This window comes from Acetobacteraceae bacterium (assembly GCA_004843165.1).
In the GTDB taxonomy this organism is placed as follows: Bacteria; Pseudomonadota; Alphaproteobacteria; order Acetobacterales; family Acetobacteraceae.
Map to the genome: position 1 here is coordinate 934,728 of CP039459.1, position 24,704 is coordinate 959,431.

General features: G+C 42.6%; 31 protein-coding genes. 26 read left to right on the forward strand and 5 right to left on the reverse strand.

What is annotated here, in order from left to right; all coding sequences use genetic code 11:
• Nucleotides 1-19 precede the first annotated feature (19 nt).
• From FAI41_04675 to FAI41_04690, 4 genes are all read left to right on the forward strand, one after another.
• Nucleotides 20-943, forward strand: a complete 924-nt coding sequence (locus FAI41_04675) for a hypothetical protein (protein QCE32945.1) — start codon at nt 20-22, stop codon at nt 941-943.
• A 20-nt stretch (nt 944-963) separates the two neighbouring features.
• A complete protein-coding gene (locus FAI41_04680) occupies nt 964-1,308 on the forward strand; it encodes a hypothetical protein (protein ID QCE32946.1) in 345 nt (114 codons plus the stop codon).
• 35 nt (nt 1,309-1,343) lie between these two features.
• Nucleotides 1,344-1,709 carry a hypothetical protein gene (locus FAI41_04685; protein QCE32947.1) on the forward strand — a complete coding sequence of 122 codons (366 nt, stop codon included), beginning with the start codon at nt 1,344-1,346 and terminating at the stop codon, nt 1,707-1,709.
• A 61-nt stretch (nt 1,710-1,770) separates the two neighbouring features.
• Entirely contained in the window at nt 1,771-2,529 is a 759-nt protein-coding gene (locus tag FAI41_04690) for a hypothetical protein (GenBank protein ID QCE32948.1), read from the forward strand.
• 9 nt (nt 2,530-2,538) lie between these two features.
• Here FAI41_04690 and FAI41_04695 read toward each other — a convergent pair whose 3' ends face one another.
• Nucleotides 2,539-3,795: a hypothetical protein gene (locus tag FAI41_04695; protein ID QCE32949.1), complete on the reverse strand. Its 1,257-nt coding sequence runs from the start codon at nt 3,793-3,795 to the stop codon at nt 2,539-2,541.
• 164 nt (nt 3,796-3,959) lie between these two features.
• Between FAI41_04695 and FAI41_04700 the strand changes: the two genes are divergently transcribed.
• On the forward strand, nt 3,960-4,493 hold the full coding sequence (locus FAI41_04700) for a hypothetical protein (protein ID QCE32950.1): 534 nt from the start codon (nt 3,960-3,962) through the stop codon (nt 4,491-4,493).
• 43 nt (nt 4,494-4,536) lie between these two features.
• Here the strand turns inward: FAI41_04700 and FAI41_04705 are convergent, their stop codons facing one another.
• The gene (locus FAI41_04705) at nt 4,537-5,700 is read right to left on the reverse strand and encodes a hypothetical protein (protein ID QCE32951.1); all 1,164 of its coding nucleotides are present in this window, start codon (nt 5,698-5,700) and stop codon (nt 4,537-4,539) included.
• A 391-nt stretch (nt 5,701-6,091) separates the two neighbouring features.
• Here FAI41_04705 and FAI41_04710 point away from each other — a divergent pair, with 391 nt between their 5' ends.
• The 18 genes from FAI41_04710 to FAI41_04795 all read left to right on the forward strand — a co-directional run bounded on the left by FAI41_04710 (nt 6,092) and on the right by FAI41_04795 (nt 20,037).
• Nucleotides 6,092-7,138 (forward strand): hypothetical protein, encoded by a 1,047-nt coding sequence (locus FAI41_04710; protein QCE32952.1) that lies wholly within the window; start codon nt 6,092-6,094, stop codon nt 7,136-7,138.
• A 41-nt stretch (nt 7,139-7,179) separates the two neighbouring features.
• On the forward strand, nt 7,180-7,926 hold the full coding sequence (locus FAI41_04715; GenBank protein QCE32953.1) for a hypothetical protein: 747 nt from the start codon (nt 7,180-7,182) through the stop codon (nt 7,924-7,926).
• A gap of 94 nt (nt 7,927-8,020) precedes the next feature.
• Complete coding sequence (locus FAI41_04720) at nt 8,021-9,262, forward strand: hypothetical protein (GenBank protein QCE32954.1); 1,242 nt, start codon at nt 8,021-8,023, stop codon at nt 9,260-9,262.
• Nucleotides 9,255-10,031, forward strand: a complete 777-nt coding sequence (locus FAI41_04725) for a hypothetical protein (protein QCE32955.1) — start codon at nt 9,255-9,257, stop codon at nt 10,029-10,031. Before FAI41_04720 ends, FAI41_04725 begins: the two co-directional genes overlap by 8 nt.
• Before the next feature lie 278 nt (nt 10,032-10,309).
• Nucleotides 10,310-11,338 (forward strand): tail fiber protein, encoded by a 1,029-nt coding sequence (locus tag FAI41_04730; protein ID QCE32956.1) that lies wholly within the window; start codon nt 10,310-10,312, stop codon nt 11,336-11,338.
• Between the two features lies 1 nt (nt 11,339).
• Nucleotides 11,340-11,945 (forward strand): hypothetical protein, encoded by a 606-nt coding sequence (locus FAI41_04735; GenBank protein ID QCE32957.1) that lies wholly within the window; start codon nt 11,340-11,342, stop codon nt 11,943-11,945.
• Nucleotides 11,938-13,053, forward strand: a complete 1,116-nt coding sequence (locus FAI41_04740; GenBank protein ID QCE32958.1) for a hypothetical protein — start codon at nt 11,938-11,940, stop codon at nt 13,051-13,053. Before FAI41_04735 ends, FAI41_04740 begins: the two co-directional genes overlap by 8 nt.
• A 91-nt stretch (nt 13,054-13,144) precedes the next feature.
• Nucleotides 13,145-14,959 carry a hypothetical protein gene (locus FAI41_04745; GenBank protein QCE32959.1) on the forward strand — a complete coding sequence of 605 codons (1,815 nt, stop codon included), beginning with the start codon at nt 13,145-13,147 and terminating at the stop codon, nt 14,957-14,959.
• Between the two features lie 118 nt (nt 14,960-15,077).
• Nucleotides 15,078-15,677: a tail fiber protein gene (locus FAI41_04750; GenBank protein QCE32960.1), complete on the forward strand. Its 600-nt coding sequence runs from the start codon at nt 15,078-15,080 to the stop codon at nt 15,675-15,677.
• A gap of 119 nt (nt 15,678-15,796) precedes the next feature.
• Complete coding sequence (locus FAI41_04755; GenBank protein QCE32961.1) at nt 15,797-16,417, forward strand: hypothetical protein; 621 nt, start codon at nt 15,797-15,799, stop codon at nt 16,415-16,417.
• 18 nt (nt 16,418-16,435) lie between these two features.
• Entirely contained in the window at nt 16,436-17,149 is a 714-nt protein-coding gene (locus FAI41_04760) for a tail fiber protein (GenBank protein QCE32962.1), read from the forward strand.
• Between the two features lie 25 nt (nt 17,150-17,174).
• Complete coding sequence (locus FAI41_04765) at nt 17,175-17,720, forward strand: hypothetical protein (GenBank protein ID QCE32963.1); 546 nt, start codon at nt 17,175-17,177, stop codon at nt 17,718-17,720.
• A 140-nt stretch (nt 17,721-17,860) separates the two neighbouring features.
• Nucleotides 17,861-18,106, forward strand: a complete 246-nt coding sequence (locus tag FAI41_04770; GenBank protein QCE32964.1) for a hypothetical protein — start codon at nt 17,861-17,863, stop codon at nt 18,104-18,106.
• 216 nt (nt 18,107-18,322) lie between these two features.
• A complete protein-coding gene (locus tag FAI41_04775; GenBank protein QCE32965.1) occupies nt 18,323-18,796 on the forward strand; it encodes a hypothetical protein in 474 nt (157 codons plus the stop codon).
• Nucleotides 18,789-19,040 (forward strand): hypothetical protein, encoded by a 252-nt coding sequence (locus FAI41_04780; protein QCE32966.1) that lies wholly within the window; start codon nt 18,789-18,791, stop codon nt 19,038-19,040. The genes FAI41_04775 and FAI41_04780 overlap by 8 nt, the downstream gene beginning before the upstream one ends.
• A gap of 113 nt (nt 19,041-19,153) precedes the next feature.
• Complete coding sequence (locus FAI41_04785; protein QCE32967.1) at nt 19,154-19,489, forward strand: hypothetical protein; 336 nt, start codon at nt 19,154-19,156, stop codon at nt 19,487-19,489.
• 78 nt (nt 19,490-19,567) lie between these two features.
• Nucleotides 19,568-19,804: a hypothetical protein gene (locus FAI41_04790; protein ID QCE32968.1), complete on the forward strand. Its 237-nt coding sequence runs from the start codon at nt 19,568-19,570 to the stop codon at nt 19,802-19,804.
• Entirely contained in the window at nt 19,804-20,037 is a 234-nt protein-coding gene (locus FAI41_04795; GenBank protein QCE32969.1) for a hypothetical protein, read from the forward strand. The genes FAI41_04790 and FAI41_04795 overlap by 1 nt, the downstream gene beginning before the upstream one ends.
• A gap of 7 nt (nt 20,038-20,044) precedes the next feature.
• Here FAI41_04795 and FAI41_04800 read toward each other — a convergent pair whose 3' ends face one another.
• The 3 genes from FAI41_04800 to FAI41_04810 all read right to left on the reverse strand — a co-directional run bounded on the left by FAI41_04800 (nt 20,045) and on the right by FAI41_04810 (nt 22,209).
• On the reverse strand, nt 20,045-20,923 hold the full coding sequence (locus tag FAI41_04800) for a DNA/RNA non-specific endonuclease (protein QCE32970.1): 879 nt from the start codon (nt 20,921-20,923) through the stop codon (nt 20,045-20,047).
• A 49-nt stretch (nt 20,924-20,972) separates the two neighbouring features.
• Nucleotides 20,973-21,269: a GIY-YIG nuclease family protein gene (locus FAI41_04805; GenBank protein QCE32971.1), complete on the reverse strand. Its 297-nt coding sequence runs from the start codon at nt 21,267-21,269 to the stop codon at nt 20,973-20,975.
• Between the two features lie 139 nt (nt 21,270-21,408).
• Nucleotides 21,409-22,209, reverse strand: coding sequence for a hypothetical protein (locus FAI41_04810; GenBank protein QCE32972.1), 801 nt, complete (start codon nt 22,207-22,209; stop codon nt 21,409-21,411).
• A gap of 239 nt (nt 22,210-22,448) precedes the next feature.
• Here FAI41_04810 and FAI41_04815 point away from each other — a divergent pair, with 239 nt between their 5' ends.
• Genes FAI41_04815 through FAI41_04825 form a run of 3 tightly spaced genes read left to right on the forward strand, consistent with a single transcriptional unit; the run spans nt 22,449 to nt 24,691 of the window.
• Complete coding sequence (locus FAI41_04815; protein ID QCE32973.1) at nt 22,449-23,255, forward strand: hypothetical protein; 807 nt, start codon at nt 22,449-22,451, stop codon at nt 23,253-23,255.
• 47 nt (nt 23,256-23,302) lie between these two features.
• Nucleotides 23,303-24,037 carry a hypothetical protein gene (locus tag FAI41_04820; protein QCE32974.1) on the forward strand — a complete coding sequence of 245 codons (735 nt, stop codon included), beginning with the start codon at nt 23,303-23,305 and terminating at the stop codon, nt 24,035-24,037.
• Between the two features lie 12 nt (nt 24,038-24,049).
• Nucleotides 24,050-24,691, forward strand: a complete 642-nt coding sequence (locus FAI41_04825) for a hypothetical protein (GenBank protein QCE32975.1) — start codon at nt 24,050-24,052, stop codon at nt 24,689-24,691.
• The last annotated feature ends 13 nt before the right edge of the window (nt 24,692-24,704 follow it).

Sequence of the window (24,704 nt, forward strand, 5' to 3'; positions counted from 1 at the left end):
TCAATAGAAAGAAATAAAAATGAATAAAAAAGATATTATCGAGAGATTAAATCAAATCAATCTCAATCAAAAATTGAAATTCAACCAAATCAATCTCCCCTCTCTCCAAATCAGCAATATCCCTCAAACAGTTTTTCCAACTTTTTTGGAAAAGCTAAAGGAGCTTTTTCAGATTATCCCTCCTCAAGCGTCAACAGATTTTGCCCTACTCTCAAGAGAAGAACGCACAGCACCAAAAATTGCAACCAAAACCATTCTCCAGCGCAAGGAGATTCATGAATTTGTTCGCCAGACATTTCCTCAAATAAAGCAAAGCGAAGCAAAGAAAGCACCTGAAAAAACTGCCTCTGCGCTTTTGCCGGTATTGAACCATGTACCCGCTTTAAAGATTCAGAAAAGTGCGTCATCCGATCAACGCCATGCGGCTTCTTTTCTCGCCGTTTCTAGCAAAAACCCTGAAAAGAAAAGCATCGAAAATTTTCAAAAAACAGAAGAAAAGAAGGAGGCTTTTTCCTTCTCTGCCTCAAGGCAAGGGGGAAAACAGGCCTTTCTTACAAAAGAAGAAAAACCAATTTTACAGCGCCTTAATCAAAATATTGAGATCAATAGACCGATTTACTTTCATCTACAAAGTAAAAAAACAGATTTTAAAATAAAGGAAAGAAGTCATTTTGAAAAAATACATTCTTTTTCAAAGGAAAAAACATTTCTTCCTTTGTCGGCACCACAGAAACAGGCAGCGCAAAGCCCACATTTGCTTCAAGTGATGGCTCCTGTCCTTTTTCCGAAACCGGAACGGGATGCGCTCTTTTCCATCCTAAAAGATATTCAAAATAAAGTCTCCGGAACAAAAAAAGCCCAGCCCTCTCCCCAACAGATAAAGCAATGCGTACCTGCTGGGCGTAATGGTTTTTATGCCACTTTAAGAAAAACAACACGATAATCCTCAAGAAAGTTTACATCATGGTTAATAATAATCTCTTTACCGGGCTTGGCATTTCGGTTGGTGCGACAAATGCCGAAGAAGGACAAATTATTCCTTTTCAGCCCAACCCGAATACGGCACCGCCTTTCAGCTTTATGAGTCAAATTGCAGAGGGTCAGATACAGGTCAACATCCTCTGGAATCTGGTAGGGCAGCGTTACTGGATGCAAGTTAAAAATGCCAATGGGAATTTTCTCATCTGTCGTCCCCTGACTGCCACGCCGAGCATGGCCTCAAAGGGAAAAATTGACCTTCTTAACGGAACAAGTCAAAGCAAAATCTATTTTTATGAAGATACCCAATCTTTTCAAATCATTCTCTAATCAAAGAAAATAACGAAATAATAAAGGAAAATAATATGAGCAGAATTTGGGCCAGAACAGGCAAGCCCGATCAGAACGGTAAACGGCAATGGATCTCCGTCAGTAACAATACGGCCATTCTCACATGGCTTCAGCAGGCGGTCTTACTGCAATTAGGGGAAAGCCCCTTTTGGGTTGACTGGGGTCTGCCCGTTATCGGTGCCCTCACCCAAGGCATCTATCCCGATCTTTACATCCAAAAGACAAAAGAGCGGTTTCAGCCTTATTTTTTAAATATCAATATCAACCGAACGGTCCCCGACACGCCGGAGGATCAAATCAACTATAAGATTATCGCTATCCCCTATCCCGGACAAGCAAAAGCTGGCGCTGAATATTCACAAGCCCCCAAAGCCGGATAATGACTAAATTATACTTACCTATTACTTTTAATTATTTTATATCTACAAATGGAGAACAATTATGAGCGCAAGAAACGATATTTCGACCGTCTGGCGAGACATTTTCGCCGTCGCCTTTCAAAAAAGCCCGATTTATTTAACAGGCGGCATTGTTAAAGACTGGGGGAATGGCGCAGTAAACTGGATTCAAAATCAATTTGAAAACAACCTGCCTGCAGCACATCCTATCGGTGACAGATTCCCTGTTCCTCTTGCAACTTTGATTGCAGATAGTCTGGGCGTTGCTGTCAGTGATGCCGCCAGCGGCTTTAATGCCATTGGCGGGAACTTCGCCCTTGGGACAGATTCACTCGATGATTTAATGCTGGATTGGGAATGTCCACCCAATAACTCCGGCACTCTCTTCGACACGACACCGCCTTCCGATCCTCAGGCCAATGCGCAGGCGCAAGATGATAACCAGCTTATCAAACCTTCTAGTATGAGCATCAGAATGAAAACAGCCCCCCATACGGTTGGACATTATGCCACCATGCTCGGCCTCGTTCCCCTGATGCGGGCTATTTTCTCACAGCATAAATGCCTAGGCGGACGCTATGTTGTCGCAACGCCCTCTTATATCTGGACAAATATGGTTCTGCAGAAATTTGCTGACATTACAGAAGAACCTGGGAAAACCCCGGGAAGTCTCTTTCAGCTCGATTTCGTTCAGCCCGTCCAAAAACCTCAAACGGCCGAAATGAAGATAGGGGAGCAATATAGCAATATCCATAAGGGCAACATAAATTTTCTCCCCACCCCTGAGCTTGTACAAGCATAGACTCTCCCCTTAAAACTCCCCTTCTACTCCAGCAATAAAGATAGGGGCGGTTGCATCAAGTTGATCCAGCAGAAGAAAATGAACATCTTTAGGATATTTACCAGAAAGAGGGAGCAATGTGCCAGAGGCATCGTAAAAACCTAGTCTTGCAGGCGGAAAAGAAACACCACAACGTATAACATCTCCTCCTTCTGTAATTCGTCCCGCAATTACCGTTTTTTTTAACATGGAAAAATCCTTGGATTTAATATGTTTATTAGGCGTAATATGACCGGCCTTATCAATCTGCCCAATCTCGTACCGTGGACTATTTGACATTTGTTTTTTTCTACGCCAGAGCAGGCCGCCTGACGTTACTTTTACACCACCTAAAACTCTAATATTTTGATCAAAAAGAAAAAGTCTTCCTTCTTCATTACATGATAGATCGCCGCTCTGTGCTACCTGATGTGGTTTTGTCGATAATGAGGGAAGCTTTGCACCTTTCCAATGTTTATCTTGACGCCGCTCCCGATCGTAATCAGAACAGTATGTCCAATAAGGACGGCAGGAAATGCTATCTCCCTCATGGCAAGACAGCATTTTTATATCACAATCCTTGCGGTGCAATTCGCCTGCATGCTCTAGATAATCTTCAACAATCTGATTGCGAAATTGAGAGCAATCACTCTTAAAAACAACAGAAGCGATAACCTCTTCGTAGGGCGCCTCGGATAACCGATATGTTGTGCGGCAATTCTGCTCCACAATCGCAGCATTCTGCGCCGCTATCACCGCATTGCGTTGTTGGTAATATTGCTGATTATATCGTGCCTGTTGTTGCTTTTGCCGGTTATATCGCTGTATCATCTGAAAGGCTAAAACAGGATTGCCTGGGGGGACAGAGCCTATTACTCCCCCCCCTGCAGCAGAAACACGACCTGCCGAGTCAATTGATCCTATTATCCCCCCCCCTGCAGTAGAAACATGACCTGCCGAGTCAATTGATCCTATTATCCCCCTCCCTGCAGCAGAAACACGACCTGCCGGGTCAATTGTTTCTGTTATCTCCCCCCCTGCAGCAGAAATATGACCAGCCGAGTCAATTGTTTCTGTTATCTTCCCTCCTACAGCAGAAACATGACCTCCTGAATCAATTGCCCCCTCAACAGAACCACCTTCCCCTTGTATATGCCCCGGCGCATAATAAGGGGAATCTGCTCTTACAGAAGTAACCAAAAGTAATGGGAAAAATAATACTGATACTAAAACAGTTTTTTTATACATCCTATTACTTTCCTATTCTTCAAATTATTCCAAAAAACACAAAATTCTAAAACAGAGAGATTTTCCTGAACATTTTCACTATGGCACTGATTTAATCCAAAATAAACAAATCTTTAAAGCAAGATTCACCTATCGGTGACAGATTCCCTGTTCCTCTTGCAACTTTGATTGCAGATGGTCTGGGCGTTGCTGTCAGTGATGCCGCCAGCGGTTTTAATGCCATTGGCGGGAACTTCGCCCTTGGGACAGATTCACTCGATGATTTAATGCTGGATTGGGAATCTTCCCCTAATAATCAAGGCACTCTCTTCGACACGACACCGCCATCTGATCCACAAGCCAATGCGCAGGCGCAAGATGATAACCAGCTTATCAAACCTTCTAGTATGAGCATCAGAATGAAAACAGCCCCCCATACGGTTGGACATTATGCCACCATGCTCGGCCTCATTCCCCTTATGCGGGCTATTTTCTCACAGCATAAATGTCTGGGCGGACGCTATGTTGTCGCAACGCCTTCCTATATCTGGACAAATATGGTTCTGCAGAAATTTGCTGACATTACAGAAGAACCTGGGAAAACCCCGGGAAGTCTCTTTCAGCTCGATTTCGTTCAGCCCGTCCAAAAACCTCAAAGCACAACAGAACAGAGTATCAGCCCTACACTTAAAAATATCCAGAAAAGCGGCATCTCTTAAAAGCTAATCCACCATAGCAAAAAAAATTCTCTATAGTGAGACCTTAGTGAAGCGGGGTCATTCCAGGAGGTTTCGACCCTATATTATCCTGTAGCATCTTGCCAGATGCATGATCTACAAAACCTAGTCTTCTCGGCGGCTGATGAGTTCCACAACGTAAAAAATTTCCATCCTTCAATACCTGTCCGAGCATTGTTGTTTGTTTTATCAAATATTTATCTTTATGAGAAATATGCTTATCTATAGTAATATGTCCTGCCTCATCAATAGTCCCGACCTTATGAGCATCGTCTCCAAAAAGAAGCACGCCACTATCAGAAACAGTTCCTCCACTTAAAACCTCACTACCGTGAAGAAGAACTATATGCCCTTTAACAGTGCATGGTTGGTAGAGCGCATCTAAATTTGTATTATTTTCCAGCTGTGTTGATAAAGCAGGAAGTTTAACGCCCTGCCAGTGTCTGTCTTTACGCCTCTCTTGATCATAGTCAGCGCAATATGACCAGTAAGGACGACAAGAAAGGGCATTATTAGCGTTACTACATGCCATTAACTTTGCATCACAATCTTTGCGATGCAATTCACTAGCATGTTCTGCATAATCCTCAATAATCTGTTTTCGAAATGAAGCACAAGCATTATTAAAATTCTCGCATGAGACCACTTCCTCATAGGGTTTTTGACAAAGCTGATAAGCTTCTCGACAAACGCCATCATTCTGCGCCGCTATCGCCGCATTGCGTTGCTGGTAATATTGCTGATTGTATCGTGCCTGTTGTTGCTTTTGCCGGTTATATCGCTGTATCATCTGAAAGGCTAAAAAACCATTGCCGGGAGGGACTGAACCTATAACAGCACCTTGCACCATAACTTGCCCAGAAGGGCTAATACTACCGATTACACCTTGAGTGTCTAAAATCTGTCCAGAAGGACTGATGCTTCCAACAACACCTTGAGTATCTAAAATCTGTCCAGAAGGACTGATGCTTCCAACGACACCTTGAGTGTCTAAAATCTGTCCAGAGGGACTGATGCTTCCAACAACACCTTGAGTATCTAAAATCTGTCCAGAAGAGCTAACACTACCAGTTACCCCCTTATTATCCATAAGCTGCCCAGATGAATAATAAGGGGAATCTGCTTTTACAGAAGTAACCAAAAGTAATGGAAAAAATAACACTGATACTAAAACAGTCTTTCTATACATCCTATTACTTTCCTATTCTTTAAATTATTCCAAAAAAACAAAAAATTCTAAACTAGAAAGATTTTCCTGAACATTTTCACTATGGCACCGATTTAATCCAAAATAAACAAATCTTTAAAGCAAGATTCAGCTATTGGCGACGCTGTTCCTGTTCCTCTTGCAACTTTGATTGCAGATGGTCTGGGCGTTGCTGTCAGTGATGCCGCCAGCGGTTTTAATGCCATCGGCGGATGCTAGATTAGCTCTCTAAACACTACTCCAGCGTCTCTGTTTTTTCCTCTAATATTGTATATTTTAGCAATATTTAAATTCATTATTTTATTTATAAATAAAACTATCAACAAAATAACTCTTTTCAAACTTAGATACATATCAAAAAGGATTTAATATTATGCGTTTCTATAATATTGAAATTTTCAAACCGGGAAAGGATATTTCCTCCAATGATTTCATTTACCATTTTTCGACCCATCAAGGGCCTAACAACGTACCGACAGCTAATCCTTTTTCCGGCGTTGTTAATCCTGCTTATTTACGCCTGGATTTTGAATACACGCTGACAAATAATGCGATCATTCCAAGAATGCATATTATGCTTTATGGGCAAGATCCAAATACATTTTCACAGACTAATAATTTAAATAATGGATATGTCAAACTGAGCGGCGGCGTTGTGGGGGTTTCCGTTAATCAGAATTTTTCCATTGGTGAGATTTTTAGCGGTAAAATCACGCAGTCTACTGCACAGACTATCCTTGAGCAACGTGATGGAAAGACGCAGGCCGTTTCTTGTTTAGAGCTTTTTTGTGAACCTAAAAGCATGGATTTCTCTCCAGCACCCCGCTTTTTCAAATGTGAAGCAAATGACCTACTTTCCAACAGTATTAAGACCTCTCTGAAAGGCTATGATGTCGATGTCAGTGGCTTAAAAGACTTAAAATGTCGGCAATATGAATATTTTCGTGCCAATACGATGCCTGAATTTGTTGCGCAGCTTACACGTTCTGTTCAAAACTGGGGAAAAGATTGGCAAAAACAAAATATTAGCGCCCATTATAATGGCAATGGCTTAATTTCCTTTACATCAGAAAAGATTTCTGCCGACACGCAGAATGTTAAAAAACTCACTTTTCAGGAGATTATCGGTCAGCCATACTATAACGGCCCGCCTAAAGATGACAAAGATGCGCAAAACTGGGAGGTCAGCGTTATAACGCCGCTTCGTTCCGATATTGCGATCGGTGATATTCTTCTTTTACCGAGTGCCTCTGACGAAGGAAATCGCTACGGCATATTAAGCCCTTGTGGCAATCCTGAAGGAAACCAGTCTCTTTTTACCGGCAAATGGCAAGTCGTTATGATCCATTATTACGGACAGAGCCGAGAGCCAGAGGCCGAAAAATGGACGACAACTTTCGGTCTAAAGCGGTTTTCTTAAACTCTCCTAATCTTTTCCTCCCTTAAACCAATAGGTATTTTATGGATAATGATTCTCTACAATATTTACTTACACAGCATAGTCGTGAGCAAGCGGCATTCATTACGGGGCTTCTTCCCCTAGCCTATCCTGCACAAATTACGTCTGTTTTAAAAAACAATCTTCTTCAGGTTAAAGTCTGCCTCCAGCGGGATAAAGACACGCTTATGCCGCCCCTGAAAGTCTGCGTTGCGAGCAGTCGTTATCTGCGCTTGCCACTGCAGGAAGGCGACTGGGGAGTGCTTGTTCCTAGCAACTATTCTCTGCAATCGGCGATCGGGGCTGAGGGAGAAGTCCCAGACATTTCCGATAAAGCGCCCAATATGAGCGCTTTTATTTTTCTTCCCTTCAGCCGTTTGTCTAAAAACCAAAATGATCCCAATGATAAAATGGTCTGGCCGGATTGCGATCCTGATACGCTGATTTTATCGGGAGAGAAAAACGGGGTTTTGGTGCAAAATCTTTGGAATGGCGATGCCAGTCTTTCCCTAACAAAAGATCAAGCTTTCCTTTCTTTTAAAAAGGCTTCGGTTACGCTCAAAGAGGAAAGTTTAGAAGGTTCTTTCGGAAATGCCAGCGTTGCATTGGAAAAATCTTCTCTTTCCTTAAAATTCGGCTCTGCGGAAATCACGCTCAAAGATGGCGAGATCAATCTTAAAGGACAGCTCTCCATCAATGGTCAGCCTTATCTTTCCCATACGCACAGTGATGGCAATATGGGGAAACCGACAGGCCCTGTCATCGCATAGTCTTTACTTGATAACTATTTTTATTTTCTTTCTTTTACTTCCTGCTTTTTAGCGGGTTTTTTTATGTATCTTTCTTTTTACTTTGGAGTTTCTTATGGCACAAAATATTTCTACTTCTCTTGAGCCTGCTTTTACCGCCGTCATTGCGGATAGCGGTATCCATACTACCGACCCGACAATCTTACGTCAAAATCTTGTTAATCTGGCTGAAAAACTCGCCCCCGGTGTTGCCACCGATCTGCCGGGCACTTTGGTCGAAGATATGGCCAGTACTTCTGTCGGAGCACTGGCACAAATGGATGCGGCCAAAGTTGAAATGTTTGGCAGTTTTTCACCGCTTACAATGAATTCCCAGTTTTTAAATGTTTACGGGGCGCAGATGGGAATTACACGGGGCACGGAAAGCAATGCCTCTGCCTATCTCACGATTAAGGGGACTTCGGGGACGTATATTGCGACCGGATTTCAATTTTCAGACGGACAGAATATTTATGCCACGACTGCGCCAACGGCCATTCCGGAAAGCGGTGTTTCAAACAATGTCTATGTTTCCGCGATTGAATTTTTTGAAACGCCGCCGGCAGCAAACAGCATTACGCAAGTGAACACGTCCCTCCCAACCGGCGGAATTACTTCTGTCACCAACCCGACAGCCGGAACGCCCGGAATTTCTGCGGAAACGGATGCCTCTTACCGTTTGCGGATTTGGCAGGCTTTACAGGCGCAACCGCAAGGGAGTCCAACCTGTGTCAAGAATATGATCGGCAATATTCAAGGCGTTGTAAAGCGAACGATTGCCTGTGCGGTTGATCCGAACGGTTATCGTATTTTGGTAGATGGCGGTGATCCTTCACAGATTGCGGCGGCGATTTACGCCTCTATTTTTGATATTTCCCGCCTTTTAGGCTCTGCTGGCAATGGCAAGCTTGGCACAAATGTCACGGCCAGTGTCGTTGATGGTCAGGATCAATATAATATCCAATATGTCCGTCCTGCCCAGCAGAAGGTCACGGTAAATATCACCTGGGGAATTACCCTTATCAATGCGGTTGATCCGAACAAGCTGGCCCAGCTTGCCGCCCCGCCTGTGTCGGACTATATCAACTCGCTTTATGCCGGTCAGCCGATTTCCCTTGCCGGAGTTAAGCAGGCTTTTTTAAGTGCTTTTGAGCAAATTTCGGATGTTTCACAGTTAAGCGTTTATGCGGCAAAAATCTTTATTGACGGTGTTGAGCAGCCCACACCGCAAGGGGATGAGCTGGTTTACGGCGACAGCGAGGCTTATTTTGTCACAAGTCCCGACAATATCTCCATTGAGGATGCCGGTTATGTCTGAGATTTCTTTTACCCTTCCAGCTGGAAATGCCGGTTTTGCCGGTCAGGGGCAGGCTGCAACGCGCTTTCGTTATCTCAATTTTTATGATGATCGGGGCAATGTTCTCTTAAGTCAGAAAATCGGCATTCCACCCGGCAAGAATAAGCTTCAAACGCTTTCGATGGCGTGGCGCATTCTCAAAGCCTATGTTTATCAGCAATATAGCGATGATTCTGATATTATGGCTTTATTTGAATCTTACAATCAAATCGCGCAGGATTATTTAAAGACATTTATCTCTCACTGTCCGGCGATTTATATTGATGATTTCTGGAGTGCTGGCGAATTGACTTATCTCGCATGGTTTTTATGGGGTCAGCGACGCTGGTATTCGGATTATGCATCTTCGATTGATTTAGAGGGGGCGATTGACGAGCTTGCGATTGACGAAGTGGCCGCAGGCGGTTCCGTACCGACACCACGACAAAAGCTTCTCATCAATGATGATACGTTCCGCCGCATTATGACATGGAATTTATACCGTGGCGATGGCCCGCAATTCAGTATTCCGTGGCTCAAAAAGCGCATTAAGCGCTGGATGATTGGGGTGAATGGTTATGCCCCACTTTTTGGAGATGCCAATGAGGTCAGTGTTCATGTTTCGGAAAAGATCGTCAATATTTCTGTTGTCACCAGCGACACAACATTGCTTTTATCCCTTCAGGCGGCGCTCTATTCCGGTGCGCTCAATGTTCCTGTCGGGTTTACCTTTAACTTTAAGGAAATTTAAAATATTTTTTAAAATTTCTTTCATAAATATTTGACAGGCGTACATGCCAATCTGTATCCATAAATAAAATATGATAGATTTATGCACTTTTTAAAAGTGTTCCTTATGCGCCTCGTTCGGTTTTCACCCAACGGGGTTTTTTATTGTCTAAATGTTTTTATCCGATTGTTTTCGGTACGGCATTTATACTTCCTTTTTTAATTTCACCCCGCCTTTTTCTAAATTGGCGGGGTTTTTCTTTTTACGGGTTCTTCTTACCCTATTTCATGGAAAATTTTATGTTTTTAGTTTCAGATCGTGCCAAAGCAAGTTTGGCCGCCAATATTACGCCAACAGACACACAAATACAGCTTGCTAGCGGAACAGGTTCTAAATTTCCCATTCCGCAAGGAAGTCCTGCCGATAATGGTGAAAGTGGTTTTTTTGCACTCACGCTTGTTTCTGCCGGCAGCGGCGTTTATGAAATCTGCCACTGCACCCATCGGGATCAAGATATTCTCACTGTTGAGAGAGGATGTGAAGGTACAATCCCCAGAGCTTTTATTACAGGCGATCCAGCCAGTTTAAATGATACGGCTGCCCGCATCCGAGGCGCCTCGCAATATGGATATTTAGGCGTTTTTAGCCCTTGGGCAATCAGCAATAACGCTATTCCGGGTTATGCCGCCGGTGCGCTTTTAGTCGATTCAAGCGGCCTATTTTTCTGGCAAAATTTGAAAGACCAGAATAATGCCGCTCCAGGGTCAGATGACAGTTGGCTCAAGGTGGATTTTCAGCATATTCTCAAATCTATCCAAGGTGGTAGCTATCCGATTGGCGCAAGCCTCATCTGGAACGGCGTGGATAATCCCACCCAAGGCACTTGGCTTGAAGAGGATGGCAGTCAATATGACACAACGCAATATCCGCTTCTATACAATGTTTTAAAATCCGATCATCTGCCCAATTCTAGCGGCCGATTTATCCGCTGTTCAAACAATAAAGGCGGGCAAATCAATCCGGATAATACATCGCTTAATAGCGTGCAGACCTCTGCTGTCAATGCACAAGATAACGTCACAATCAATATTCCGGATAGTGGTTTTTGGGCCTTTACAGGTGGCGCTGAAATTACTCCACAAAGTCCCTATGGGTGTTTCCAAGAAGTTTCCAGCTTCTGGGATGGAAAGTTTGGAACACACAAACCTCATCCTGGAAAAATGTCTAAAATCAACATGAATTTGTCCGGATTTAAGGTCTCAATTTCCAGCGGGAACGAAACCCGTCCCTCCGCAATCACAAAACGCTTTTTAATTAGGGCAGCTTAATATGACAAACACAATTTTAAACTATTATGTCAAACAATCAGATGGAACTTGGCTTTTAAATGCAGGCCTTGTTGGAAAAAACGGTTCACGGGGAACAGATACCACCGTCGCAAACACCGCCCCAACAGATCCAATAATAGGCGATAACTGGATTGATGACGCAGGCGAAATCTGGACATGGGATGGAACGCAATGGGCCGACACGAATATTAACCTAACGGGTGCCGGAGGCCCTCCAGGCGCACAGGGGGTGAACGGCACAAATGGCGCAAATGGTAAAGACGGCGCTAGTTTTACAGGTCTTGGCATTGCCTTTGATCCGCCCTCCAATCCGCCGGATGGTTCACAAGTCAAAATCATTTTGACACCGCAAATTGACGGTAATAATCAAAATCCCGTCACAGGTATTTTGGCCGCCGGTGTCAAAGGGGAAAAAGGGGACACAGGCGCAGCCGGTGCCAGCCTTTCTAAAATCACCCTTACGGAAACGCCAATTGTTCCCGGACAAAGCGCAACGATTTCTCTTAAGCAATTTGACCAGAACGGCAATCCAATGCCCGGCGCTGCCTTTAAAACAAGTGTTGGAAAGGATGCAGAAAATGAATAATCCAATCTTAATTTTAGGGACCGGTACGCCTGATAAAAGCGCCTCTGACTTAACCGCTGCGCCTGCTGGAAGTGTGTATATCGACAATGAAAATCTTTCCAATGGCAGCGGCGCAAATCCTCCTTCCCTGAATAGATTTCCGGTATGGGACGGAAAAAACTTAATTCCGCAAAATCAAACTTATATTTATTATGGCGGTCAAGTCAGCAATAAAGTGCTGATTCAAGGCACTTTATTAATGTTTGGCGAAACAGAAATAACCTCTGCCGGAAATATTCAATCACAAACAGGGTCCGTTATTATAAATTATGGCCGTATCACCATTGATAGCGCTGTAAAAAATTCCAACAATGCAGTTATAGGCGGATTATTGGAAACAAACGGTACGCTGAAGAACAATGGATACATGAATGTAAAAGGTGCTTTATTCATTGACGGTGGCGCCACCTTCTATAATCAGAGCGATTTAGAGCTGAACGATCAAGGGGATCTTGAAGTCGTTGGACTCATGATTTCAACCGGCTTTATCAATCTCTACGGCACAAGTGCGATAAAAGGGCAAACATATTCAAAATTTATTACCTATGGAAATATAAATTTGAATTATGCATCAAGCATAGAACTTTCTTCTCAAGCTGAAATTGCAAGCACGATTTCAATTGCGGATAACTGCAACTTAAAGTTTGATCCCCCAGCAAATGTCACACTTTCCAGTGCCGGAAGCATCCAATGCAATGGAAATCTTGCATGCGCCGGAAGTTTAAAAAATTACGGACTTATTAACATCTGGGGTGGACATAAATTCACCTGTCTCGCCGGCTCATTATTTCATAATTTAGGAGAATTGGAAATTTCCGCCTCTGCAAATTTTGAAGGGGACGGCAAGTTTTTAAACGATAACATCATCAACATTAACGGCGCGATGGTTTTTGACGGTGATGTAAAGGCAATATTCGGCATTAATTCCATTATTACAATTGCCGTTTTCAACACCAATTTTACAAATAACGGCTCTATCACAAACTGGGGTAAAATTGACGGAATCATCATTGGTTCCGGTAGCGTAAAAAATCTGTTGCCCCAAATAAGCACTTTGTCAGATCCATGACGGCTTAATAGGCCATATCCAAAAATAAGGGCGCTAAATCAAATGCCATTTTTACCGCTAATTTAAAAAAGTATCAGAAAGGATACACATCATGACCCACTCTCCAGGTCTTTTTCAATCAGACCCACCCGACAAGGCGGTTTTGCCTCTTTTGATTTTAGGAAACGGTGCGCCTGATGCAAGTATGGCTGGTCTAACATCCGCACCTGTCGGAAGCGTTTATCTTGATGGCGCAAATCTCCCATCCGGCAGTGAAAACAGTCCTTCACTCAAGTGGGGTGCCTCCCTAAGAGGGGATGCCACCAATATTAGCACCGTTATCGGCGGCGTATCTTTTTCTTCTATTATCTCTGAAAATGGAACGCCGGAAACACAAATACAAGGAATATTCGATAACACAATCGCCGACTATACAAAGCCTAAGCCTTCTGATTGGCCATTAGGTTCTGTTTATCCCCCTTCTGATACATGGCAAGGGGCATATTTTGGGAACATTCCTTCTTTCCAACCTTCAAATCCGGGTGCAAATGCTTGCTTCATTCTTGTCGTCAATCAAAGTATGCAAGGTAACGGTCAAGAAACAGGGCTGGCAAAAATCTCTATTCGGAAATGCGATCCTTCTTTAATGAGCGGCGATGATGCTGCTCAAAAAAGAGGCTTAGAAACCTCCCAAAATTTAGGCTATTTACCGAATAGCTATTCCGTTCAAGAATTTGAAATTGATAATTACGATGAAAAAGGTAATCTCATCCCTGCCTCTCCCGATGTTCGTGGATATAGTGCTATCTTTAAAAACAGAGCGTACCCTGGCGGAATTGCTATGCGTCTGCCTACAAATAGCATCGGAGGATTTCTGGATGGCTCTCAAGCAAAACTCCCTTCAAAAGCTGGTGCTGAAGATGGCACTGCTGGCTGGGCACTACCAGAATTTATCCGTTTAAACTTAGATAAAAATGGCAATTTGACGCAAGCACAGATCAGTCTGAATCGTTCGCTAACAGGAAATCCAGATTCATATCCATTGAATTGGTTTAACCTAGGAACGCTTTCTTCTGCACCTTTTAATGGGCAGAATGGCGTGCCCGTTACCAATATCTCCAATATCGGTTGGAAAGCACAGCCAGATGCAGGACGTGATTTTGTAAGTGGTAATGCAGGTGGATTCCCTGGGTTTGTCGCCTCGACAGCTTCTGGCAATGTCCAAGTCATGGATTCTCGTGTTGCTGTTGCAGGTTATTGGGGCGATCCTAATGGTCGGAAAGTTTGGGCCATGGCAATGGCAGGCGGCGGCACAGGATTAGGCCCATTTCATTTCTTAAATCTGAGAGCTTCTAATAAAGCAGGGGATTTAGAAAATGGAAGCGACACCTCTTTCTATAAAGTGCCAACGCTGGACGCTTCGAATTCAAGCAACCTCCCTGTTGGCGTAAATTATCTTTATTCCGGTGACAATCAGGCAGAAACAAATTTAAAAAGCCCGCTCTATAAAACCGGCGTGCAGCTTGGCAGAGGAAGTAGCGCTTATGTTGATTACATTGCCTCCTATAGCATTGAACCGCCCAATAGTACTGCCAATATTTCAAAAGAGCTGGAGCATCAGTTTCTTATTCGAAGTTCTACAGGCGCAACACCTTTCACGCCCCACAGTTTGGTTTTTACATCCAGCGGCAAATTACTCATTGATACAAAACAATTAAATGTATCTGCCGAAGAAAAGAGCAGGTTTCAAAAAATTGCATCTACTGGGAAATTCCCAACCTTTGTAAAAGCGTATCTTGATAAAAATCTCGTTTCCACGTCACAGGTTAATCTCACAGAAACAGCCTCTCAACTTGATGCGTTACAGCAAAAATATGATGCGCTGGAAAAACGTTTAGCTGTCTTAGAGAAATCCGCAAAAAATTAAGAAAAATCATACCGAAAATCCTCTTAACTTTTCAAATATTTTTTAATCAAGACAACTTAACATCACAAATACAATTTTAAACATCACCTTTTAAACAAATATCAGAAAGGATACGCGTATGCCCCCCTCTCTCAATCTTTCCCAATCGGAGCCATCTGCAGGGGCGATTTTACCTCTTTTAATTTTAGGCAACGGTGCGCCGGATGAAAGTGCTTCTGACTTAAGTGCTGCTCCAGCAGGAAGTGTTTATCTTGACAGCACAAATCTCCCATCAAATGATAAAATTCCAGCGCTTTCTATTTTATCTTATTATGATGATACACCGCCGAACGGTTGGTTTTTACTGGATGGCGGTGCTTTTGAAAAAGATAAATACCCTGTTCTTGCTCAAAAATTCCCGAATGGCTCCCTCCCCGATTTTAGAAACAGGGTTGCAAGAGGGGCAGGAAATCTCATCTCGCTTGGTGAAGTGCAAGAAGATGCTATCCAGAATATTACTGGCACTATGACCGGAATATATTGTCAGCTTAACAATACTGGGACTGGGTGTTTTTCACAAATAAAAAGTGGTACAGGCTGGATCGATCTTCCCTATGGCAATAACGGAGCAGATACAGACACCCCGCCATTTAAGTTTGATGCTTCTGGGAGTGTTCAAACGGCAGATGAAACACGGGTTAAATCTGTCGGGGTGAACTTCATTATTAATGCCGCATAAAGCGCAAATTTTCTTAAAATCTCAAACGATTGCAAAGCGCCTATACATAACTTGATCAGCGCTTTCTTCCAATACTCCCTTTTCTGGCCCTTTTTCGGGGCTTTTTTTATGGACAAATTATGACACAAGCAATTTTAAACGATAAAGGCTTTGCAACAGCAGCAGGCACTTTAACAACTTATTCTTATCACCCAGAAACAGGCGAGTATCTAGGCGAAACAAATCCCTATATTTCCCTTGACCGAAGCATTCCTGCGGATTGTACACTCATGGCTCCTCTTATATCAGAGGCCGGATTTGTCTCTTGCTGGGACGGAAAAGAATGGCAAAAAACAGAAGATCACAGAGGAAAAACAGTTTTCAGCAAAACAGACGCCTCTCCTTTTGAAATCAAACAGCTTGGCGCTTTGCCCGACACTTATACGCAAACTGCTCCACCCTCTCTTTCAGATCAGGCTTATGGCTCCTCTATTCAATGGAATGGGAATGCTTGGGACATTATTCCCCCCACTGATCAACAAACAGCTCAGAATGAGTTAGCCTCTTATTATGCCTTTATACCCAAATCTCTTGGCTTAAATAAGCCGCCAACAAAAGCAGCTATTTCATGGGCGAACTATCAAGAAAAAATAGCTTACCCGAATAAAAAAATTCTGAAATCAGAATTAGGTACAGCTACGCCTGCCCAACAAAAACCAGAAGGCCCTATATCAATCAATAATCCTAATTGGTTTTCATAAAAATGAAAGAAACATTGAATGACTAAATCTCTTTTAATTTTAGGAAGCGGTGCGCCGGATGAAAGTGCTTCTGACTTAAGTGCTGCTCCAGTGGGAAGTGTTTATCTTGACGGCACAAATCTCCCATCAAATGATAAAATTCCAGCGCTTTCTTATGTGCCAAATCAGCAAACAGATGATGGCGCAAATAAACCCATTTTATGGATGGGCGTAGCGGATGCAGATAATCGCTTAGGTTTTAATTACGCCATTGATAAAAATAAATATCAAAAACTTGCAAATTTATCTGACCTCGTGCCGATTGGCACCATCATTGCATATCCTGCCTACACGCCACCTGAAGGGTGGCTTAATCTAGATGGTGGCGCTTTCGATCAAGAAACATATCCAGAACTCTCTACCTTACTTGGCACAAATAAGCTTCAAGATTGGCGTGGACGCTTTCCCAGAGGTCCAAAAGGTAGCGCTATCACGGTGCCTGAAATCGGTGAGATTCAAGGCGATGCCATTAGGAATATATCAGGTTCAGTAGGGCAGTTTTATGTCTTTGCAAATACAGAATCTTATACAGGACCTTTCGATCTGCGTATAACTTCTGCTCAGTCTGCTGTTGGGGGAAAGGGGATTGCTGGAGCTGAAATAGTAGATTTTGATGCTTCAAAATCTGTACCAACTGCTGAAGAAAACCGTCCTTATGCGATCGTTTCCAATTTCATTATCAAAGCAAAATAAAACTCTATTAAAAAGGTAAAATAATATGACACAAGCAATTTTAAACGATAAAGGCTTTGCGATAACAGCAGGCACTTTAACAACTTATTCTTATCATCCAGAAACAGGTGAATATCTAGGGGAGACAAATCCCTTTATTTCCCTTGGCACCGGCGTTCCTGCTGACTGCACATTAACAGCCCCTGAAGTTGCTGAAACAGGCTTTGTCTATTGCTGGGACGGCAAAGAATGGCAGAAAACAGAAAATCATAGAGGTGAGACCGTTTACAGTGAAAAAGACGGCTCTCCCTTTGAGATGAAACAGCTTGGCGCTTTGCCAGATGATTATACTAAAATCAAACCACCTCTTCTTTCGGCAGGTGAAACTTTAGACGGTTTTGATCCAGAAAATCAAAAATGGATCATCCATCCGCCTTCTGCCCTTTTCCAAGCAAAAGCAAACTATCAGAAATATACAGCAGCTTATTTTGAAGGCTTGCCTATTGACAATTTACCGCCCGATCAAGTGATAGCAAAAGCAAAATCTTTGGCGGCATGGATTAAACAAGCAGAAGAAAATGGAGAGAAATAATGACAGATACAAGCAATTCACAACCAACATCCAACAACGTACCAACAAACACAGCAACACCAGCTTCCCCTGTGCCAGCGCCGTTTGACCCAAACAATCCGCCCCTTATTCCAGATTCAGATTTGAGTTGGTGAGGTCATATGACAGAAGATCGTGTGACACGGCTTGAAGTCATTGCCGAACAGACACGAGAGCGCATTGATCGGGTTTGCCAAAATCAAAAAGAGCTTGGCAATCAGGTTCAACAACTCTTAGGTGTCTTTACAGGCATAAAAAAAGCCATTTGGGGTGCCGGAGCTCTTGCTGGAACAGTTGGTGGCGGATTATTCGCCTATTTTCCCAAAATTATCCATTTTCTTAACCAAATTTTAAATGGATTATCCTAAAAAATTTAATATTTACCCTTAAATAATAAACTTAATTAAATACAAAATAAAAGAAAGTAAAAATATGAAATATATTACATTTTTATTATCATCTATTACCTTATCTGCCTGTCATCAAACTTTTACAGCCGATAATGGCTCAAAAATCTATCAAGGCGCCGGTGCCTATATCACGCCGCAAGCATCGGATAAATCCGCTAAGGTCGGAGGGACAAAATGAATGGGCTGGATATAAAACAATTTAAAAATCTTGTCATTCGTCCTGCTCTCGAAAAAATTGAGCTCAGTGGCGATAACGCCGTCAATCTCCTTTTAGGAACAGCATTGGCAGAAAGCGGCTTAACCTATCTTCAGCAAATTGATTCTGGCCCAGCTCTTGGGCTTTTTCAAATGGAATCTGCGACCCATGATGATATTTGGGAAAATTATCTAAAATTTCATCCTGAACTTCTTAAAAAAGTTCAAATGATTACCAATATCGAAAAGGGTGATGCCTCTTTGATGATCTCAAATCTAACTTATGCCGTCATTCTATGCCGTCTTTGTTATTTACGGGCAAAAGATCCGCTTCCAGCTGAAAATGACGCAATCAGCATGGCGGTTTATCATAAAGTTCATTACAACACACAAAATGGCAAGGCAGATGCCAAACGCAATATTCCTCTTTTTCAAGAGGCAATCAATGCGTAAATATCTTTTCCAACGCAGTACATTGCTCGGCCTTTTTGTCATCTCATGCGCTTTGTTAGGCGTTTATGAAAATTTTTTAGACGAGAGTAATGCCATGCTTCTCCTAACCTTTGGGGCGGGGGGGTTAATTCCGGAAAACTGGCCTATTGCACGAAAATTACTTCTTTTTATTGCGCCAATTTTAGTGCATCAAATCCGACAAAATGCCGCTTCGCCTGTAAAAGATAAAAAATTCCCTTTTTAACCGGCCCCTCTAAAGGGGCTTTTTTATCAACACAATCTCTTTTTAAATTTCCGTTTATAAATTTAAAATTTCTATCAATTCTCATACAAAATAATAACTTAAAGGAAAATCTTATGACTGACTCTCATCCAATTTCAACCGTTCCTAATCTGAACGTGGCAGACACTCCAAATGCTCCTTCTGTCATGCAAATTGAATCACAAATTGAACAAATTATTCTTAATGCTTTGGGCAATAAACTCAACACAAAGGAGCAAGCCAAACTTCATACAATCGGAAATATTTTAGGCGAAGTGTTCAGCGTTTTACTTCCAACTTCCAGCGATAAAATTGATATCGAAAGCCTCAAAGAAGGAATTTTCGCTCTCAATAACAGTTTTTTGCAAGAAGAAGCGGCCGTGAAGCAGATTTTTAATGCACTGAAAAAACCGCAAGAAACGCATTCCTGAAAATTATCATTCTCAACAACAGCGTCTAGAAGGTCTCTTCCAAAAGAGACCTTCTTTTTTTTATGAAAGGTACTCTCTATGGGACTTTTAATTGCCGCCTCCATCTTTCTCATCATTGTGATTGGCGGACTTTCATCATTAGCTATTAGCTCTTTTAATTCGGGCCGAAAATCAGGACGGGAAAAAGAAGCCCAAAATGAACGTGATCGCGCCAATGCGGAAACCCATCTCACACAGCAAATGCTCTCTGCACAAGCCAATGCACCCAAAACAGCAGAGGAACTCCAAAATAGACTTAAAGGAAACAGCTTCTAATGAAATATCTTCGCTTCCTCCCACTTCTATTCTGCGCAGCTTGCTCTCAGCCTGCCGTCGTCTCCGTCTGCCCAGCGCTTATCCCTTATTCCGCTGATCAGCAAAAAGGCCTATTCACGGAATTATCACAACATCCTGATCTTAAATATGTGCCACTTTTTTTAGAAGGCTATGCCCAAACACGGGATGCCCTGCGCAGCCTTTCTATGCCAAAAGACAATCTTAAAGCGTAAAGGCCTCTTACGGTTTAGCAACAAGTTGTTGCATTGCTTCCTTGGCATCCTGCGCTTTAGCCTCTTCCGCAGCCTGTAAATCTCTTTCCTCATCTTTTACAGCCTGTTCCTTCTCTTCGGTGGAGGAAAATGCCGGAAAAGGATTAATTCCCGTGACATTTGTCAACTCATCCCAATCAATCCAATGACATCCCGCCGGAATTTGATTACGACAAGCGATAGCTTTGCCTTTTTTCTGTCGTGGCAGATAAATCGCCTTCCAAACGTGCGTTGGCACGTGAATCTGGTCCCAGCCTAAGGCATTAAGCGCTGCCATATAGCCAACACCAGTAATGATATAAGCCTCTTCATTCTGGATGGCTTCTTTCCGAAAATCATCCTCGATCTTTTTCCACGAAAGCGCATGAAAACGTGGATCCTCAGGGATAGCGTTCGTCAGCGCATAGCTTTCGATTCTGGAGGTGATGTCTGGCATATCTTCATGCGGCACAAGGGGGGCAGGGATTAAGTTCACCTGCCGATAATCTTCGATTTGCGCCCGGGAAGTGACAGGAACCCGCTCATCCGGATAAAAGCGAGCACGATCTGGCGGCAATTGCCCAGCATGAAGCAAGCCTGTCCTCGTAAGATGCTCTGCACTCCAAAGCGAAGAAGTGCGATCTTCTGAATATCCCAGCGCAAAATGACGCTCACAGATAATATTAACGGATAGATTGCTTTCTGGTGGCTGATGACCATAAAAAAAGCCAGGACATGCAACCTCTTTTGTTTCTCCCTGCAATGGAAGCGCAAAAACACCTAAAAAGAAAAAAAAGACTCGCCAGAAATTTCTAATCCGAGCACATGCAAAGAAATGATTAATTTTAAGACTTAAACATGGACTCATCTTTTAATAATTACCTGCTTTCCCCACCCCACAAGAGAAACACAAGAGATTAACCTAAAATTGGATCAACCTTTAGACCAAGCTGTTTTGCCTGTTCCAGCAAATCATCTTTGGCCTCTGTTGTATACCAACCCGTCCCTTCGCCCTGCGCAAAAGATTTAAGAAAATGGTGTAATTCCTCAATCACAGCATGTGCCATTTCCTTATCAGGGAAAGCAATCACACGGCTTTCCTCTAAATCTATCTGCCGTGAAAGCGATTTTGCCTCAGCAAGAGGATTTTCACTGATCCCAACTTTCATGAGGTCTTCGTTAGCATCTTTTAAAAAGTAAACATATTCTGACATGCGTTTATTTATCCCCTTTGCGGACGACTTTCAAAGAAGGCCATAGCATTCTTTCTAAATCCGGTTGTGATTTAACTATAATCCGATAACCTCTCAACAGATCTTCTGATATAATTATGCCATGAAGTCTTTAGAAAGGCTACCGATAGAATTTCAACTCCTTTTTATAAATTTTTTCACTCTTTGTGAAATCAGGAACACCTGTTTCTTTTATGGGCATTTCCAATGCATTTGCCAAAAGAACCGGCGCCACTTTATGCGCCTCATATTTTGATTTTAATGTGTCAAAAGATTTCTGAGATTCATTAAGTGTCTGAGAAAGTTTTTCATAATTAAGAATCCCCTCACGGTCGTTTAATTGAGCAAAATACCGAACCATGGGCTTCATCCACGGATAACGGTAATGACGCTTTAAATAAGTTGAAACATCTTCATAATGGATTTGATACCCCTCAATACAATGTATCAATTTAATCTGATCGCAAATACCTGAATAGCCACAAAGGCTTAAACAATGTTCTCTCGTTTTTTCAGGTTTGAAAGCCGGCATAGCAATCGGCTCGCCATTCATCTCTGGATGGAACACGGATTCGAGAAATTCATTAGCGCTATTGAGCGTTTCAGCAGAAGAGGTGTTTAATAATCTTTGATCATAGGTAAAATCCGGATCTTCTTTTCCCCAAGGTTGAGATATCCAGTTATTAAGCGCCCAAATGATAAAAATTTCCAAAAGCGCTAAGAGAAAAATACCGCTATATTCCAAAATACTCAGAAGAGGCTTAGAGGAATCTTCTGCCTCTTTTTGCAGGTCTTTTTCTGCCCTGAAACTTTTTTCAGCAGATGGCATGAAAAATAGAACAAAAGGCAAAATTGGTAGAAAAAAAGAAGCTTTCAACCATTTTGAAACAGATCTATTTTTCCGGTTTGCCGTCAATTTCACGGCCCAAAAAATCAATGAGACCAATATAATAAACAGCAATATGCCTAAAATAAAACGCAAATTTTCTATCCTATTTTGGGGAACGATTTCTAAAAATAAAGATAATCTAATCTTCAATCCAAGTGAAATCCATATTGCTTCTTACCTTTTCTTCCGTGCTGCCTTCCTTTATCTTAAGCATTATTTCTAAATTATCCGTCTTTTGCCCTTATCGACATAAAAACTAGGATTTCAAACCAATGCCGCAGCCAGACGCTTCAGACTTGCAGGAAAACGAAGCTTCCGACAAGAAAATTTGTAAAAAAGATCCTAAAATCGCCGTTTCCCTTTCCCTCTCCAATGGACAAAAAATTACAGGGAAAATTAGTCTTGCAGATTTAAAAGATAAAGAGGGGGAAACAAACTCTCTGCTGCACCGCCAGGTTTTCTCCACAACGGGTGAATTTGCATACCTACCGCATCCCCATACAAACTATATCATTGCCCGTCTCTTTGGTGCCGGTGGCAATGGCGGTACCGTCCTCCGTACAGAAAGCGGCGAACTTGCTGTAGCCTCCGGCGGTAATTCAGGCAATATCGCTGTTTCCGCTCGTTTTGATGCAAGTCGTTTAAAAAAACTCATCGTTGGCAAGCCCGAAGAATGGACAATGCTCTTAGGGACAAATGATGAAATTCTTTTAAAGGTCGCCCCAGGTCAATCTGGAAAAACGGCTATTTTAAAAACAGCTACAACTGGATTTTCTGGAATTAATGCGCCGAATCTTCCCTCTGAGGGCGACGTACTTTCTTTTGAAATTCCCGGCGCAATCGGTGAGCGTGGCATTATTTTTAATGGTGATCCTGCTGCACCTTTGATCCTCGGCGGAAAAGGCGGAAGCACAGCCTATGGTCACGGCGGTCTGGGCGGTATTCTTGTTCAAAATTCAGCACAGCATGCTACTGGCTACGGCAGTGGCGGCGGCGGTGCTGCAGCCGCTGAAAATAGCCCCCGAAATCCAGGTGGTAATGGGGCGGCAGGCTTTATTATTTTAGAAGAATATCATTGAAGAAACTTTTTTGCTGTTTTTCTCTTTTCCAGCTAAAAATAAGGAAGGTGAAAATATATTCACCTTCCTTATTTTCCTTTCTGTTCTGTGCCGGCATGCGCTTTTTCTCTTTTTTCTCTTTTCTTCAATCTCTTTTTCTAAGATGGAGCGCTATCGGCTTTGCAGCCTTATCTCTCAGCGCCTGTCATTCGATTTGCGTCATGCCTAATGATCTCTATCAAGGATTAAACGAACTTTACGCCTCAAGAAATAATATTGCGCAAGTCAATCAATCTCTTGGTGAAAAAGAAGGGGTGCCAAAAGCCATTCAAAAAATCCAACTTATTGGGCCAATCAATTTTGAACGTTTGGAAGAATCAGGCGTTACACTTGCCCCTGAACCTCAAGCCAATTCACGTTATGTAACGCTTGTCTTTCGTGACAAGACAAAGGCTGAAGGTGTCCTTAATGAAGAGCGGCTAAATGAAAGAGGTGCGGCCATTCTGACGCGTTGGATTCCAGCACAACAAATCGCACAAAGTTTAAAAATAAGAGATTCTCATCAATTTTCGACACAATATGGTTTAAAACAGGCACATCCTGATTTTAACAATGTCAAAATCCAGGTTTGTGTCGGACGCATGACGGCTCAAGGCTTTCAGGAAAGCTTTCCTTTTGAAGCATGGTCCTATTGCGCCAATCCCAAAACGAAAAAAAGTCTTAATAAATTTCACAATGTATTTTTAGGAGACCTCAAGAAAATTTTCTATGATCCCATCTATATTTTTCTTGACGCTTCTTGAGAAAGAATTTTCATGCATTTTCTCTCTGCTTTTAAAAACATCTCTTTTTTCGCTCTCTGCGGTGTCTCTTTGTTAAGTGCCTGCGACCAGTTAACCATTGTTGATAAGATCAATGATCCCGAATGTAAGTGGGATCATTTTCTTCGCTCTTCCAAAAATGTCAAAGCCATTAATCAAACAATCGGCCAGCCCAAGGGTATTTCTCGTCCCATTCGCCGTCTAAGTTCTCGTCTCGGACGAGTCAATACAGAAAGACTTGCTCTCATTCGTATTAAGATTTCCGGCGCACCCAATGTCGTCCGCCGCTATGTAAAGCTATACTACCTTGATGGGGGACAAGAAGAAGGTATTTTGGTTGAAACCGAGCAAGGTCAATATGCGCCTTATCAAATCAGATGGATTCCAAATCAAGAAATCGTTGCTGCACTTAAAAAGCATGATTCTCTTCAACCGAATGCTGAAACAGGTATTCATTGGGTACATCCGCAACTTGATAACCCTTCGGTCAATCTTTGTGTCGGCCGTGTGACCGCAGAAGGCATGCCTGAAGAGTTCCCTTATCAAACATGGGCTTATTGCGCTGATCCAAAGAGTAGGAAAGACTTAACCCCACGCTATATGCCAATCTATCGTGAAATAACGTGGGGCACCTAAAATCAGTCATAGC